11 protein-coding genes are annotated in these 14,569 nt (G+C 44.8%); 5 read left to right on the top strand and 6 right to left on the bottom strand.

Annotated features, from left to right (window positions below):
- Positions 1-100 precede the first annotated feature (100 nt).
- From imuA to OH460_RS21565, 3 genes are all read left to right on the top strand, one after another.
- Positions 101-808 carry a translesion DNA synthesis-associated protein ImuA gene (gene imuA, locus OH460_RS21575; protein ID WP_105057395.1) on the top strand — a complete coding sequence of 236 codons (708 nt, stop codon included), beginning with the start codon at positions 101-103 and terminating at the stop codon, positions 806-808.
- A 3-nt stretch (positions 809-811) separates the two neighbouring features.
- Positions 812-2,284 (top strand): Y-family DNA polymerase, encoded by a 1,473-nt coding sequence (locus tag OH460_RS21570; RefSeq protein WP_269999500.1) that lies wholly within the window; start codon positions 812-814, stop codon positions 2,282-2,284.
- A 74-nt stretch (positions 2,285-2,358) separates the two neighbouring features.
- Positions 2,359-5,451, top strand: a complete 3,093-nt coding sequence (locus OH460_RS21565; protein ID WP_269999499.1) for an error-prone DNA polymerase — start codon at positions 2,359-2,361, stop codon at positions 5,449-5,451.
- A gap of 315 nt (positions 5,452-5,766) precedes the next feature.
- Here OH460_RS21565 and OH460_RS21560 read toward each other — a convergent pair whose 3' ends face one another.
- Positions 5,767-6,708, bottom strand: a complete 942-nt coding sequence (locus tag OH460_RS21560) for a chemotaxis protein CheV (protein ID WP_061033766.1) — start codon at positions 6,706-6,708, stop codon at positions 5,767-5,769.
- Positions 6,709-6,874: 166 nt separating this feature from the next.
- Positions 6,875-8,092: a sugar metabolism global transcriptional regulator Mlc gene (gene mlc, locus OH460_RS21555; protein ID WP_061033767.1), complete on the bottom strand. Its 1,218-nt coding sequence runs from the start codon at positions 8,090-8,092 to the stop codon at positions 6,875-6,877.
- A 319-nt stretch (positions 8,093-8,411) separates the two neighbouring features.
- On the opposite strand from mlc, the gene pyk reads away from it, so the two are divergent.
- Complete coding sequence (pyk, locus tag OH460_RS21550) at positions 8,412-9,857, top strand: pyruvate kinase (protein ID WP_269999498.1); 1,446 nt, start codon at positions 8,412-8,414, stop codon at positions 9,855-9,857.
- Positions 9,858-10,008: 151 nt separating this feature from the next.
- On the opposite strand, the gene OH460_RS21545 is transcribed toward pyk, so the two are convergent.
- Together OH460_RS21545 and cydH are read right to left on the bottom strand one after the other, a co-directional pair.
- Positions 10,009-11,223 carry a patatin-like phospholipase family protein gene (locus tag OH460_RS21545; protein WP_269999497.1) on the bottom strand — a complete coding sequence of 405 codons (1,215 nt, stop codon included), beginning with the start codon at positions 11,221-11,223 and terminating at the stop codon, positions 10,009-10,011.
- Positions 11,224-11,290: 67 nt separating this feature from the next.
- Positions 11,291-11,380: a cytochrome bd-I oxidase subunit CydH gene (gene cydH / locus OH460_RS21540; RefSeq protein ID WP_105057857.1), complete on the bottom strand. Its 90-nt coding sequence runs from the start codon at positions 11,378-11,380 to the stop codon at positions 11,291-11,293.
- 145 nt (positions 11,381-11,525) lie between these two features.
- Here cydH and OH460_RS21535 point away from each other — a divergent pair, with 145 nt between their 5' ends.
- Positions 11,526-12,119 (top strand): porin family protein, encoded by a 594-nt coding sequence (locus tag OH460_RS21535; RefSeq protein ID WP_269999496.1) that lies wholly within the window; start codon positions 11,526-11,528, stop codon positions 12,117-12,119.
- Positions 12,120-12,197: 78 nt separating this feature from the next.
- Here OH460_RS21535 and OH460_RS21530 read toward each other — a convergent pair whose 3' ends face one another.
- Positions 12,198-12,602 (bottom strand): hypothetical protein, encoded by a 405-nt coding sequence (locus tag OH460_RS21530; RefSeq protein WP_008223638.1) that lies wholly within the window; start codon positions 12,600-12,602, stop codon positions 12,198-12,200.
- A 230-nt stretch (positions 12,603-12,832) separates the two neighbouring features.
- A complete protein-coding gene (gene ptsG / locus OH460_RS21525) occupies positions 12,833-14,263 on the bottom strand; it encodes a PTS glucose transporter subunit IIBC (RefSeq protein WP_008223640.1) in 1,431 nt (476 codons plus the stop codon).
- Between the last annotated feature and the right edge of the window lie 306 nt (positions 14,264-14,569).

The following is a 14,569-nucleotide window of genomic DNA, read 5'->3' as shown; positions in this document are numbered from 1 at the left end:
TAAATCAAGTATCTAATACTTGCTTCTACTAATTTTCGTCATTTTGCTTTGCATCTTTTTCACGATTAAATATACTGTATGAATATACAGGTATTTAATTATGCATGAACTCATAAAAAACTTACAAGACCGCCAGCTAATCTGGAAAGGGCTACAATCAACAACGCTAGGAAGTACCACTTCAACAGGCTATCCGCAATTGGATAAACAGCTTGATGGTGGCTTTCCGACGCACGGCGTTATTGAAGTTGAATCACAACAAGGGATCGGCGAACTACGCCTACTCACGCCCTATTTATCTCAACAAAACTCGCAAAAACTGGCCATATTCATTAACCCGCCAGGGAAGATCTGTGCCGAGTTTTTTAGTAGCCAGGGAGTCGAACTTGATAACATCTTGGTGATCGAGCCTCAACGCGATCTCGATGCATTATGGGCTGCTGAGCAATGCCTCAAGAGTGGTGCTTGCCATTCTGTATTGTTATGGGGAGCCGATCTCGAAATCCACCAAACCAAACGCTTACAAGCAGCAAGTGAAACCGGTAAATGCCTGCAGTTTCATTTTAAAGCCACCAGCCATAATCAATTATCCCTACCCGTTTCTTTAAGCATGAAGCTCTCTTCTCATGCTCAGGGGTTAAAGGTTGAGGTAACAAAAAGAAAAGGCAGCTGGTCGTATGGCAGCTTTATCCTCGACATGACTCACCATTGGCCGTTACTGACAGAGAAAGTCATCAGCATCGACAGTTCACACCGTGTCTTGTCTGATAATACTGTGCTGGCTTTTCCTATTGCGAAACAAGGCTAGCGTATGCTGTGGCTGTATCTGCACTTTCCATCTCTGCAATTGGATACCTTGTTTAACTCAAGTGAATCGAGCTCAAAGGAAGAATCACACGAGCAACCTATTATCATCGTGGATGAAAAAGATCATCGTGTACTGCAAGCTAATCAAGTCGCGCTGGAATCAGGCATCACACTGGGTATGGGGCTAGGGTCAGCGGCGGCGCTTTGCCATCACTTACACGTTCACCCATACAGCATTGAGCTTGAGAAAAACAAACTGAAAGAGATAGCTCAATGGGCGTACCTAGTGACTTCCGACATGACTCTGTTGCCACCCAATGGCTTGTTGATTAAAGCTTCTAACATGCTATCGCTTTACGATGGGCTGGATAACTATTGGCATGAACTCAAAAGCCATATTGAAGCTCTCAACATTAAGTTCAGTTTTGCCACGGGCTACTCACCGCTCTCTGCGATCCTTCTGGGCAAACAAGCGATCAATCAAGTAACGAACAATGTTCAACAGATGAAGGCTTGGGTTAACCAACAAGCATTAAGTTCTAGTGAATTGCCACCTAAGCAAGTTGAGCGCTTAAATCGTGTCGGTATTAATATCGTTGAAGAGCTATTGAAGCTGCCTTTGCAAGAAGTCGCACGTCGCTTTGATATCGACTTGGTCAATTATGTTGGTCGCCTCAATGGGCAATTCAAGCACCCTATTGATTTCTATCATCCACCAGAAAGCTTCCAGCAATATCTGGAGCTGTTGTTTGATATAGAGAACATTCTATTTATCGAAAAGCCACTGCTGAAGTTATTGAATCAACTGGAGTGCTTTTTGAAGCTACGTGACAGAGTCGCGTTTGAGCTAACACTGACTCTGCACCTCAGGGATAAAGACGACCACCATGTCTCTTTCTATTCAGCACAGGGGGATTACCTTGCTGAAAAGTGGGCTAACCTTACCCATCTCACCTTAGAGTCACTCAAGCTCACAGCCCCCGTTCAAGGGCTCACTCTCTCGTTAGCTCGTCATGGTGAACCTCAAACGGCCTACCATGATCTTTTTGATGGCAATACCGGAACGCTTGCTGCGCTAGATCTACTGTCACTGTTACAGGCAAAGCTCGGACAGGCATGTATTCAAACACCGAAAATACAGCAGGATCCTAGGCCAGAAAAAGCCAATCGCTATTCGCTTCCAACCCTGAGTAAAAACGTAGCAAAGAAACAAGCCACCGTTGAGGTTGTGGGACAAACAGAGCCAACTATCAATATAAGCCAACAGCGACTCAGGCCCAGTATTTTGCTGCAGGAGCCCGAAGCCTTAACCGAGAACGTCACCTTATCTCAGGGCCCTGAACGTATTGTTTCTGGATGGTGGGATGGCCAGAAAATCATTCGTGACTACTTTATTGCTCACAGTGAAAACGGTCGATGGTTATGGGTCTTTAGAACACCCGATAAGCAGTGGTTTTTGCACGGCTTATTTAGCTAGTCTGTTCTACTTATTCAATTTCAACGTCCCTTTTTCAATCATGTTTACTCGCAATGATTAAGTGAGATTACGTTATGTCTCAGCAATACTCAGAGCTTTTCTGCCAAAGTAATTACTCCTTTCTTGAGGGAGCTTCGCACGCGGAAGAGCTGGTTTTACAGGCCGACTTTTTACGTTACAAAGCACTTGCGGTCACCGACGAGTGCTCAGTAGCAGGCATCGTTAAGGTTCACTCTGCAATCAAGCAACATGAACTGTCGCTCAAACAGATTGTCGGGAGCATGTTTTGGCTAAATGAAGAGTGCCAAGTGGTTTTGCTGTGTCCAAATAGGAAGGCCTATGCTGAGCTGTGCCGTATTATTACTAACGCGAGACGCCGTAGCAGCAAAGGACATTATCAACTCTCTGAATGGGATATCATGTCGGCTAAGCACTGCTTCATTCTATGGCTGCCTCAACAGAAAACTGAAGACGCCCATTGGGGACAGTGGCTTTCACAACATCACTCAGGTCGATTGTGGATTGGATTGCAACGACACCTAAAACAGACCGATCAGCAGTACATCGATTACTGTGTGGAGCTGTCACATCATCATCACCTACCAATGACAGCTTGTGGCGGCGTGTTGATGCACAATGCTAATTGCTTGCCCTTACAGCACTCACTCACTGCGATTAAATACCAAAAGCCCATTACCGAAGTAGGCAGTCACTTACTGGCGAATGCCGAGCGCTGTTTGCGAAGCATCAATAAGCTCTCGCATATCTTTAAAACAGAGTGGCTAGAGGAGAGCAATCGCATCGCTGAACTGTGTGACTTTGATTTGGATAGCTTGCGATACGAATACCCAAGTGAACTGATCCCTCAAGGTGAAACTCCCATGAGTTATCTGCGCATGTTGGTCGAGAAAGGCAAACAGGCTCGCTTCCCACAAGGTGTCCCTAGTGACATTCAACAGATCATCGATAAAGAGTTAGGGCTTATTGACGAGCTCGACTACCCTTTCTTCTTCCTAACGATCCATGACATCGTCATGTTTGCGAAAAGCCAAGGCATTCTTTATCAAGGTCGAGGTTCAGCGGCCAATTCCGTGGTTTGTTACTGTCTAGAGATCACCTCTGTCGACCCAAGGCAGATCTCAGTACTGTTCGAACGCTTCATCAGTAAAGAGCGTGATGAGCCGCCCGATATTGATGTCGACTTTGAGCATGAACGCCGCGAAGAAATCATCCAGTACATCTATCAAAAATACGGTAGAGAACGTGCTGCGCTTGCTGCTACGGTCATTTCTTATCGCTTCAAAAGTGCAGTAAGGGATGTAGGTAAAGCACTGGGGCTACAGGAGACCCAGCTTGATTACTTCATTAAGAACACCAACCGCAGAGATAAAAGCCTAGGTTGGCAGGCTCAGCTCACGCTATTAGGGCTACAACCTGAATCTTTAAAAGGTCAGCAGTTTATCCATTTAGTTAATGAAATCATCGGCTTCCCACGTCACCTGTCTCAGCATGTGGGCGGCTTTGTGATCTCTTCTGGACCTTTGTATGAATTGGTTCCAGTCGAGAACGCCGCAATGCACGATCGCACAATTATTCAATGGGATAAGGATGACCTTGAAACTCTGGGGCTGCTTAAAGTTGATGTACTTGCACTTGGTATGCTTTCTGCCATTCGAAAATGCTTCGACCTGATCAAGCGTATTCATGGTCGCTCGTTAACGATCGCAGAGATCACTCGCCTTAAAGATGATCCTCAAGTTTATGGCATGATTCAACGAGCAGATACCGTTGGCATATTCCAGATTGAGTCACGAGCTCAAATGAGCATGCTTCCAAGGCTCAAGCCAAGGACGTACTACGACTTGGTGATTCAAATCGCTATCGTACGCCCAGGTCCTATTCAAGGTGACATGGTGCACCCTTATCTCAAGCGCCGTGATGGTATTGAGCCAATCAGCTATCCCTCGAAAGAGGTTGAATCCGTTCTATCGCGCACTATGGGTGTGCCTATATTCCAAGAGCAAGTGATAAAGCTCGCTATGGTCGCCGCAGGGTTTACAGGTGGTGAGGCGGATCAGCTCAGACGTGCGATGGCCGCTTGGAAGAAAAACGGCAACGTATTTAAATTTAAAACCAAACTCATTGAAGGCATGCAAAAGCGAGGCTATGACACTGAATTTGCGGAGCAAATATTTAAACAGATATGTGGCTTTGGTGAATACGGTTTCCCGGAAAGTCACTCCGCTTCGTTTGCAGTACTCGCGTATTGTTCAGCTTGGTTAAAATACTATTACCCAGAGTGCTTCTACGCCTCCTTACTGAATAGCCAACCTATGGGGTTTTACAGCCCATCGCAATTGGTACAAGATGCGCAGCGACACAATGTGGCGATACTCCCAGTATGTGTGAATGCCTCTCAAGACAACCACACAGTTGTCTCTCAGCAAAATGGTTTAGCGATACGTTTAGGGATGAGACAAATCAAAGGCTTGAGTGAACATGGTATCCAGAGTGTGCTCGCTAACCGGCCGAAATCGGGTTATCGCCACCCTAGTCAGGTAAAGCAGTTATCAATCAACAAGAAAGACATTGAGCTACTTGCCTCAGCAAATGCGCTTCACAACGTTTCAGGTGACCGCTTTCAAACTCGCTGGGCGATTATGGACTCGGCCTCTGATCTACCCTTGTTTAGTCAAATCGATGACAGCTTTGAAAAAGGTAATGACGAACAAGGATTGCAACAACCCAGTGAGATGCAGGATTTACTTGAGGACTTCACCAGTGTTGGGATCTCTTTGAATAAGCACCCCATCACGTTACTGGAAGAGGCTAATCGACTAGGTCGATTCACTCATATGAAAGACTTAAAACAACAACGACACAAATCCATGGTCACCGTTGTTGGGCTTGTAACGGGTAAGCAATCCCCCGGAACCGCAGCAGGCGTCACCTTTGTCACACTGGAAGATAATACGGGCAATATTAATGTGGTGGTATGGGGAGCAACGGCGCGCGCTCAACAGCAAGCGTATCTCACAGCCAAGGCGTTAAAGGTGCAAGGCATCCTAGAAAAAGAAGGTGAAGTGGTACATGTAATTGCGGGGAAGCTTATCGACATTACCGATGAGATTGTTGGCTTAAAAACCAAGTCGCGAGACTTTCACTAACAACTCAAGCGACTGTTTTATTTAGGAGAATAGAGAAACGAAAAAGGGAAGCATCTGCCTCCCTTTATTTCAAATTGTTGAGTTATACCTCAACGTCAGCTTCCGTACGTCTTTTCTTAAATTCCCTATATAGTAATAAGCTTAAAGTCATAACAACTTTAGACGTTAACCATATCATTAAGAGGAACTACCTTAAATTGTGCGTGAAAAGTTACGTGAGTAGTTGAGCATATTTTGTGACAATTAATATGCTGCATCAATAATAGCAAACGTTTTCCATAAGGTCACTCAAAACAAACCACCTGTCGGTATAATTTACAAAATCTGTCGCATACGCTCCTGCGTTACCTCAACCAACAAGTCCGGTTGGAACTTAGAAATGAAGCGGTTACACCCTACTTTCTCGACCATTGCTTCATTAAAACTTCCACTTAATGAAGTATTTAGCGTAATAAACAAGTCATGCATTCTTGGGTCAGTTCGTACTTCGTGTGTCAGCTTATAACCGTCCATTTCAGGCATTTCGGCGTCGGTGATCATCAACAGAATTTCTTGATTGATGTCTTTCCCTTCGTCACACCAACCCTTGAGTAAGTTCAGAGCTTCTAAGCCATCGCAACACTCAATGATGTTTAATCCAAGCTGCGACAAAGTGCCTTTAATTTGGTTACGTGCCGTTGAAGAGTCATCAACGATAAGTACGTTTCGGCCAATCATCTCTTGAGCTAACTGCTCATCTAACACACCTTCAGAGATCGACACATCGTAATCGATGATCTCTGCTAGCACCTTCTCAACATCGATGATCTCAACGATTTTGTGCTGATCTTCTTCTTGAATATGCGTGATAGCGGTTAGGTAGTTTGCACGACCTGTTGTCTTTGGTGGCGGCTGGATTTCAGTCCATGTTGTATTGACGATATTACGCACCTGTCCAACCAAGAAACCTTGTACAGTTCGGTTGTACTCCGTAATGATCAAGTTACTTTCTTGAGACTCTGCACGTGACGGCGGAAAGCCAATCGCACTTCGCAGATCAATCACAGGTACTGATTCACCACGTAAAGAAGCCACCCCTGTAATATGATGGTGGGAGCCCGGTAAGCGAGTAAGTACCGGCACTTTTAGCACTTCTTTAACTTTAAATACGTTAATCGCAAATAATTGGCGACTATTTAAGCTGAATAACAAGAGTTCCAGACGGTTTTCACCAACCAGTTTCGTTCTCTGATCAACCGAATTTAAAACGCCAGACATACAACACCTTAGTGACAAATAATAACTGTGGCTACAATAGCCTACTTCAATGGGTTAAAGCAAAGCGCTAATGCACAGAATGCTTAAACTAAGTACAACAAATGTTGTTATACGAAGCTTAAGTACATGGAAAGGATCGGGGAAGGCTAAAAGAAGAGAAAAAGAGTTAGCCTTCAATAACTTTCATTAGCAACTGACCGTCGTAGAGAGCCTGCTTAATAAGTGCAGCACCTGGCATGGTTGCTTGCTTGTAGAATCGAGATTCCACCAGCTCTAAATCTTGATGGTAAACCGATAAGCTCTGCTCTTCGATACACTTTTGAATCGCCGGGTACAGAACGCTCTTAGCTTGGTTGATAACACCACCGACTAAGATTTTCTCTGGGTTAAACAGGTTAATCACAATGGCAATCGCTGAACCTAAGTAACGGCCTAACTGCTCAATCACTTCGACAGCCAGTGGGTCACCATCAGCCGCAGCAGCACAGATTTGTTCAATCGTGACATCTTCAAAAACGGTAAGCGTGGATTCTTCACCATTGGCTAGGCGCTCTTTCACTTGTTCACGAATCGCCTGTGAACTCGCGACCGTTTCTAAACAGCCTCGATTACCACAATGGCAAAGTTTGCCTTCCTTATCGATCTGGATATGACCCAATTCACCGATGTTACCGTGACGACCTTGCAGAACTCGGCCATCAAGAATAATCCCGGCGCCTAAACCGTGGTGAATAGAGATTAAGACAGAGTTGTCATTATCTTGAGAATTACCAAACAACTTCTCTGCTAATGCCCAAGCTCGGGTGTCATTGGCAATAAAGACTGGTAGACCTGTTTCTTTGTAGATCTCAGGACCCAAAGCTAAGTTTTCGACATTGTAATGCGGCATTTGCAACACAATACCCTGCTCTGAATTCACAAGGCCTGGAAGCGTGACCGCGATACTGGTTACCCTGTCGAGCTGCTCAGCATAAGTTTGAAAGAATTCGTCGATTTCATGAAGAAGACGCGCAAGTACATCATCTTGGTCGCGTTCGTGAATGTCGATCTTCGTATCGATAAGCACATCGCCGCCCAGTTCATGAAGCGCGATAGTAAGATACCCGCGTCCAAGACGCATCGACAAGAATTGCCAACCTTCATTGTTGGTTTGCAAACCAACAGCAGGACGTCCGCGAGTCGTGGCTTCTTGAACCGTCGTCTCGTGGATAAGGTGAGCTTCCATGAGTTCACGGGTTATTTTGGTAATACTCGCCGGAGCCAACTCACTTTGTTTGGACAGATCGATACGAGAAATAGGACCTTTAAGGTCAATTAGTTTATATACACGACCAGCATTGACCTGTTTGATATGATCAATATGGCCCGGTTGAGCCATGTACATTTTACGCTCCAGAAATCATCAACGGGATAATTTTTTTACTTTGCGAAGTAATTGTGAAGTCACTTGGTATATCGCCGTGACCAGTATCACGTATATACATGAATCTTTGTGTATCGAGTCAAATAGTTCGAGGAAAATTAACACCCACATCGATAATTTACGACTTAATTTTCAGAATAAAACATCGCGTTTGAGCCCTGAATTCAATAATTAAAGGCAAATCAAGAAATATCCTCCTAGCTCCCAATAAATTATCAATTAATGCATATACTTAATTCAGTCTTTTAAAAAGATTACTGGCCTCACTCTAGGAGTATTCATGACAGCTGAATTAAGAAAAACGAAAATCGTCACAACGCTAGGCCCTTCTACCGATAAAGGTAACGTGCTTGAAGAGATCATCAAAGCCGGTGCCAATATTGTTCGTATGAACTTCTCCCACGGCAGCAGCGACGACCATATACAACGTGCAGAAAAAGTCAGAGCAATCGCAAAAAAACTGGGGACACAAATTGCTATTCTCGGCGACCTTCAAGGTCCCAAGATTCGTGTGTCGACATTCAGAGATGGAAAGATTCAACTGGCTGTTGGTGATGAATTCACTCTAGACAGCAGCCTAGGTTTAGGTGAAGGCGACCAGCACGCCGTTGGCCTCGACTACAAAGAGCTGCCTAATGATGTCTCAGCCGGCGACATTCTGTTGCTTGACGATGGTCGTGTGCAACTCAAAGTCACTCAGGTCGAAGGTTGCCGCGTTCATACCGAAGTCATCATTGGCGGTCCGCTATCCAACAACAAAGGCATCAACAAAAAAGGCGGTGGGCTTTCTGCAGAAGCGCTAACCGACAAAGACAAACGAGACATCGTCACCGCCGCCCAAATCCAAGTCGATTACCTCGCTGTCTCTTTCCCTCGTAACGGCGAAGACATGCACTACGCTCGCCAACTTGCGCGTGAAGCAGGTTTAGAAGCTCACCTGGTCGCCAAAGTAGAGCGAGCAGAGACAGTATCGACCGTTGAGAACATGGATGACATCATAATGGCTTCAGATGTGGTCATGGTGGCTCGTGGTGACCTCGGAGTAGAAATTGGAGACCCAGAGTTGGTCGGTGTACAAAAACAGCTTATACGCCGCGCTAGAGCCCTTAATCGCACTATCATCACTGCAACTCAGATGATGGAATCAATGATCTCCGCTCCAATGCCTACCCGTGCTGAAGTAATGGATGTAGCGAACGCAGTGCTTGATGGTACTGATGCGGTAATGCTGTCTGGTGAAACCGCTGCCGGGCAATACCCAGTAGAGACGGTAAAATCGATGGCTGAAGTGTGTGTGGGCGCCGAGAAGATGGCAAACGTCAATCAGTCCAACTACCGAATTGACCGCACTTTTGTGACAGCAGAAGAAACAGTATCAATGGCAACCATCTACTCTGCCAACCACATGGAAGGCATTAAAGGAGTAGTCACGCTGACTGAGTCTGGGCGCACTGCTTTGATGATGTCTCGCTTAAGTGCTGACATGCCTATCTACGCTTTGTCTCGTAACGAAGGAACGCTAAACCGTTGTACCTTGTATCGAGGCGTAACCCCTATCTACTTTGAGACAGAAGCCAAAGACAGCTTTGACATTGCACTATCGACACTTGCTTGCCTAAAAGAGAAAGGACACCTCAAGTTTGGTGATCTCGTGATCATTACCCAAGGCGATATCATGGACGTGGCTGGCTCAACTAACTGTATGAGAATCCTACCTGTCACTTAACTCTCAGCGCAGCGGATAAAGCCAATAAGCAGCGACAACATGAGATAAAAGTAAAAGGGTTATCGAACCAAGTTCAATAACCCTTTTTCATTTCAGTACATGACGAGCTATGTGTGCACACCACGAGGCTAGCTATAGCATTCCGCCCGCATTATTTATCAATAACAACGCTTGCCAGTTGGGGCATATGCGAACTGCGAGCGTTTTCCGTTGTGGTATAAGTTTCAACGAATCGGTAGCCGGCCTCTAAACCCAATTCGTAATCATGGAGCAAATCTTCTTTGTCACTCATTAAAGAGCTCGATTTTAACGGTCTACTTGGCGCGATCTGCACCACAAAGGCATCGTCTGGAGGAGAATTCAAAAAGTCTTGAGTCAACGAATAAGTTTGATAGTGCACCATCAACATGTCAGCCAACCCAGAATCAAACTTATCACCAATTAAATGGCTTAAACGGTAAATATCATCAGCGCCAAACAACCATCGACCACCATTAAGCAAATCTAAATGCCCACGGTCGCGCTTCTGCTCTTTAGAACGAAGGATCTGCTGCTGGAAAAAAGAGCTCCAGTCGGTTTTCCATTGCTCCACTTTCTGTTGCCAATGGCCTTGAACACTATCGAACGATTCTCGGAACCACTCCAGCTCCTCGGCAGTTACCGGTTTAGGTGCTTGAATTTTCTGTTGCTGCTGCGGAGCTTGAACTAGCGGTCTCCCCTCTTCATCGGTTACAGGTTCTGTACGAATCACAACAATTGAACGAGCTTGCCTACGCCACGCCTCTTGAACGGGAATAGAGGCAGACACGCCGCCATCCACATAAGCACTACCACCAATCAAGATCTCATCATTGTACAAACGAGGAATGGCACAAGTTGCTATCATCACCTTATACCAATCGTCTCCCAACAGAGGGAAGTAGTGATCTCGTAAATCTTTAGAACCCGTTACCGCCGCATAGAAGTGCCGCTCACCTAAGGTTTGTCGCCCTAAATCAAGGTCAAGCTTATAAGGATAAGCCATGATTTGCTCTAAGGCCCACTCAAGCCCTAAATTCTTCCTGTGCCGTATGTAAGAGAACAGATTGAAGAACTCTGGAGAGGTGGTCAGGTCAAGGACAAAAGAGCGCCCTAAGCCTTTATCACGGCACAAATAGGCACATAAGTTAAGCGCACCTGCCGAGGTACCGAAAAATTCATCGAAGGGGTCAAAATTAGAGAGGAGAAAAGCGTCGAGAACGCCTGAGGTAAAAATACTTCTCTGTCCGCCACCTTGAGCGACCAGTGCTGTTTTACCAGCAATAAACTTAGCGTAATAATCTAAGTCTATTGCGGTATCAATATTGGTTACGAACCCACTATTCATTATTTCCTGAGTATCAAAACTCAGCCTCGCAATAAATGGTATTAACTACCGATCGCAATAAATGGTATTAACTACCGATCGCAATAAAGCCAAATGAAAGAATGATTACGTAGATGAACGCTGTAATTTGTAGGGCATTTTTCAGATTATGTTCCATAGACACCTCTGGCTTATTATTAATTTGTTGAGTCACTATTTAAGTACTATCAGGTGTGTGAAGTATCTTCAAGAATCGTCGAAATTAGTCGCACGATATTGATGTAACCATCACAATTAGTAAGTGTATGGATAAGGATATACTCATGAATAACAAAGCAAATATGATGACGTTGGTTGCACTTTTCTCGGTTTCGAGTGTTTATGCCTCACCGGAGATCATTATTACTCCAATGGTTGGTTATACCGCCGGAGGGAGTGTTGAAGATCAAAATGGTAAAAACTATGACATGAAAGGATCTGAAAATTACACCTTTGCCATTGAAACGCCGCTTGAGAAAGGACGTGTTGGTTTCTTTTATTCGAATCAAAGCTCAGAGCTGGAAACGCTTAACCTAAGCTCTTCAATCCAATACCTGCACTTTCAAAGTAGTATTTACTACCCTGCATCTTCGGTTCTGTCAGGGTACCTAGGCTTAGGACTGGGCGCCTCTTATGTTGATGTGGACTGGGCGAAAGATAAATACGGTTTCTCGACGTCGATTTTTGGCGGTTTAGAATATAAGTTTAGTGACCGCTTAGCGCTCAATACCCAAGTTCGTTGGTTAGGTACCGTCGTAGATAACGACACAACCGGCGTATGCAACATTCCAAGCAATGGCCAAGACTGCATTATTCGCTTTGATACAGACTGGATGAACCAATTCCAAGCCAATGTCGGATTAAGTTTTACTTTCTAAATGACAATGCATACTACAGAAATGAAAAAGCCAGCTAATTTGCTGGCTTTTCGCTGTATCGTATTTTTCAGTTCAACCTTAGAACTTATAGGTCACACCCAGAGCACCGCCTAGTTGCAACTCAACACCTTTGTACATATCAAGTTCAGGGTGAACCTGTGCGTAAGCATTCCAACCTTCGTAGAAGTTCACTTTAACGCCTAACGGCAAGCGTAAGCCAAAGTCGTCATTCCATTCAGCCCAAGCACCCGCGCCGACGTACCAGCTCAACGGAGCTTCAGTCTCGAACTGACCTCGCTTCCAGATGTAATCAAATGCAGCGCCGTCATTACCAATAGTAACACGGTATTTCTGGTCAAACTCAACAACGGCACTCAGATCTTGGTCAACGGCTAGACCAACTTCTAACGCAGGAGCTTCAGAAGCGTGAGCTAACGAGGCAAGGCTGCCGCACATAAGGCCAATCAAGTAACGATGTTTCATAGTATTCTCAAACTGTTTCAAAAAACGGTAGGTTAATTAAATACCGACACCATTTGTCATCATCAGGTTAAAGATAGCAGGCCATCAAAGGTGATATCCATAGGAGAGTAATTTCAAATGAATGGTAAATAACTGAGAGACAAAAGAATAAGTTTGATGAAACATAGCTAAACAGTAGAAAACAAAAAAGGAGGCCTTTCGGCCTCCTTTCAATTTATTGAATCAGTGAATTAACCGTTGTTACGGATCCACTCATCCATGTCTGTTTTCAGGTTGTCAGATTTAGTACCGAAGATAGCTTGTACGCCACCCGCTACTACTACAACACCTGCAGCACCTAGTTTCTTCAGCTTGTCTTGGTCAACAACTGCTGTATCAGCAACTGCAACACGTAGACGAGTGATACAAGCGTCAAGACCAGTGATGTTCGCTTTACCGCCGAATGCAGCAACTAGCTCACCAGCAAGTTCAGAACCAGTCGCAACTGCTTCTTCTTCTGACTCGTCTTCACGACCCGGAGTTTTAAGGTCTAGAGCTTTAATCACAGTGCGGAATACGATGTAGTAGATTGCAGCGTAAGCAATACCACATACAACCATTAGGCCCATCTTAGACGCGTTGCCAGATAGAACTAGGAAGTCGATTAGACCGTGTGAGAAAGATGTACCGTGTACAAAACCTAGAGTGTTCGCAAGAACGTAAGCAGAGCCAGCTAGTAGAGCGTGGATTGCGTACAGAACAGGAGCAACGAATAGGAATGAGAATTCAATTGGTTCAGTGATACCCGTTAGGAATGAAGTTAACGCAGCAGAAGCCATGATACCCATTACTTTAGCGCGGTTTTCAGGCTTAGCTGAGTGTGCAATTGCGATTGCAGCAGCAGGAAGACCGAACATCTTGAACATGTAACCACCAGCTAGCTGACCGAAGCCATTGCCCGCTGCACGAGATGCGTCATCAGCAACTAGGTAACAAGTAAGAACACCGTTTTGAGTTTCGCCAGCAGCGTTTACACAAGTACCAGCTTCGAAGAAGAAAGGTACGTTCCATACGTGGTGAAGACCAAATGGAATTAGAGAGCGCTCAACGATACCGTAGATACCAAACGCCACTTGTGGGTTTTGGTGAGCAGCCCAATCAGAGAACGCAGAGATAGCGCCGCCAACTGGAGGCCATACTACAGATAGTAGAATTGCTAGACCGATCGCAGAGAAACCTGTGATGATTGGCACAGCACGCTTACCAGCGAAGAAGCCAAGGTACTCAGGAAGTTGAATACGGAAGAAACGGTTGAATGCCCAAGCAGCAACACCACCGACTAGGATACCACCTAGTACACCAGTATCGATTTTATCAACGCCCATTACACCAGCCATTACGCCTAGTGTAGCAGTCATGATGCCGTAACCAACGATTGCAGCTAGACCAGCTACACCATCGTTGTTAGTAAAGCCAAGTGCAACACCTACTGCGAACAGTAGTGCCATTTGACCGAATACTGAACCACCAGCTTGCTCCATAAGGTTTGAAACAATTTCTGGAATGAAAGGAAGATCTGCTGCACCGACACCTAGCAAAATACCCGCAACTGGTAAAACTGATACTGGAAGCATCAGAGACTTACCAACTTTTTGCAGGCTAGCAAAAAGGTTCTTAAACATGTTTATGCTCCTGATAAAGATAAAATAATTATATGGGTTCTAACGGCACACCCCCGTAGCCTATATGTTAGCACCCAGTGAAAATGTAACCATGTATTGCATTATATTTTCTGCCGCTAAATATATATTGATGCAGAACTAACTTTCTAGTGACTTACGAAATTTAGTTTCAAAACACGTCTTGGATCACATGTCAAATCTAGAAATGCAATGGTTTACAATAAAATAAGCAATTGAAATTTAAGGATATTTTTACAAGTCATTATTATTTTACTGGGTAAATAAAATAAGAGAGAATGTTATTTT

Source organism: Vibrio sp. Makdt (assembly GCF_027587015.1).
Taxonomy (GTDB): domain Bacteria; phylum Pseudomonadota; class Gammaproteobacteria; order Enterobacterales; family Vibrionaceae; genus Vibrio; species Vibrio chagasii_B.
The sequence above is the reverse complement of the archived record's forward strand: the minus strand, read 5'-3'. Positions and strand labels throughout refer to the sequence as shown.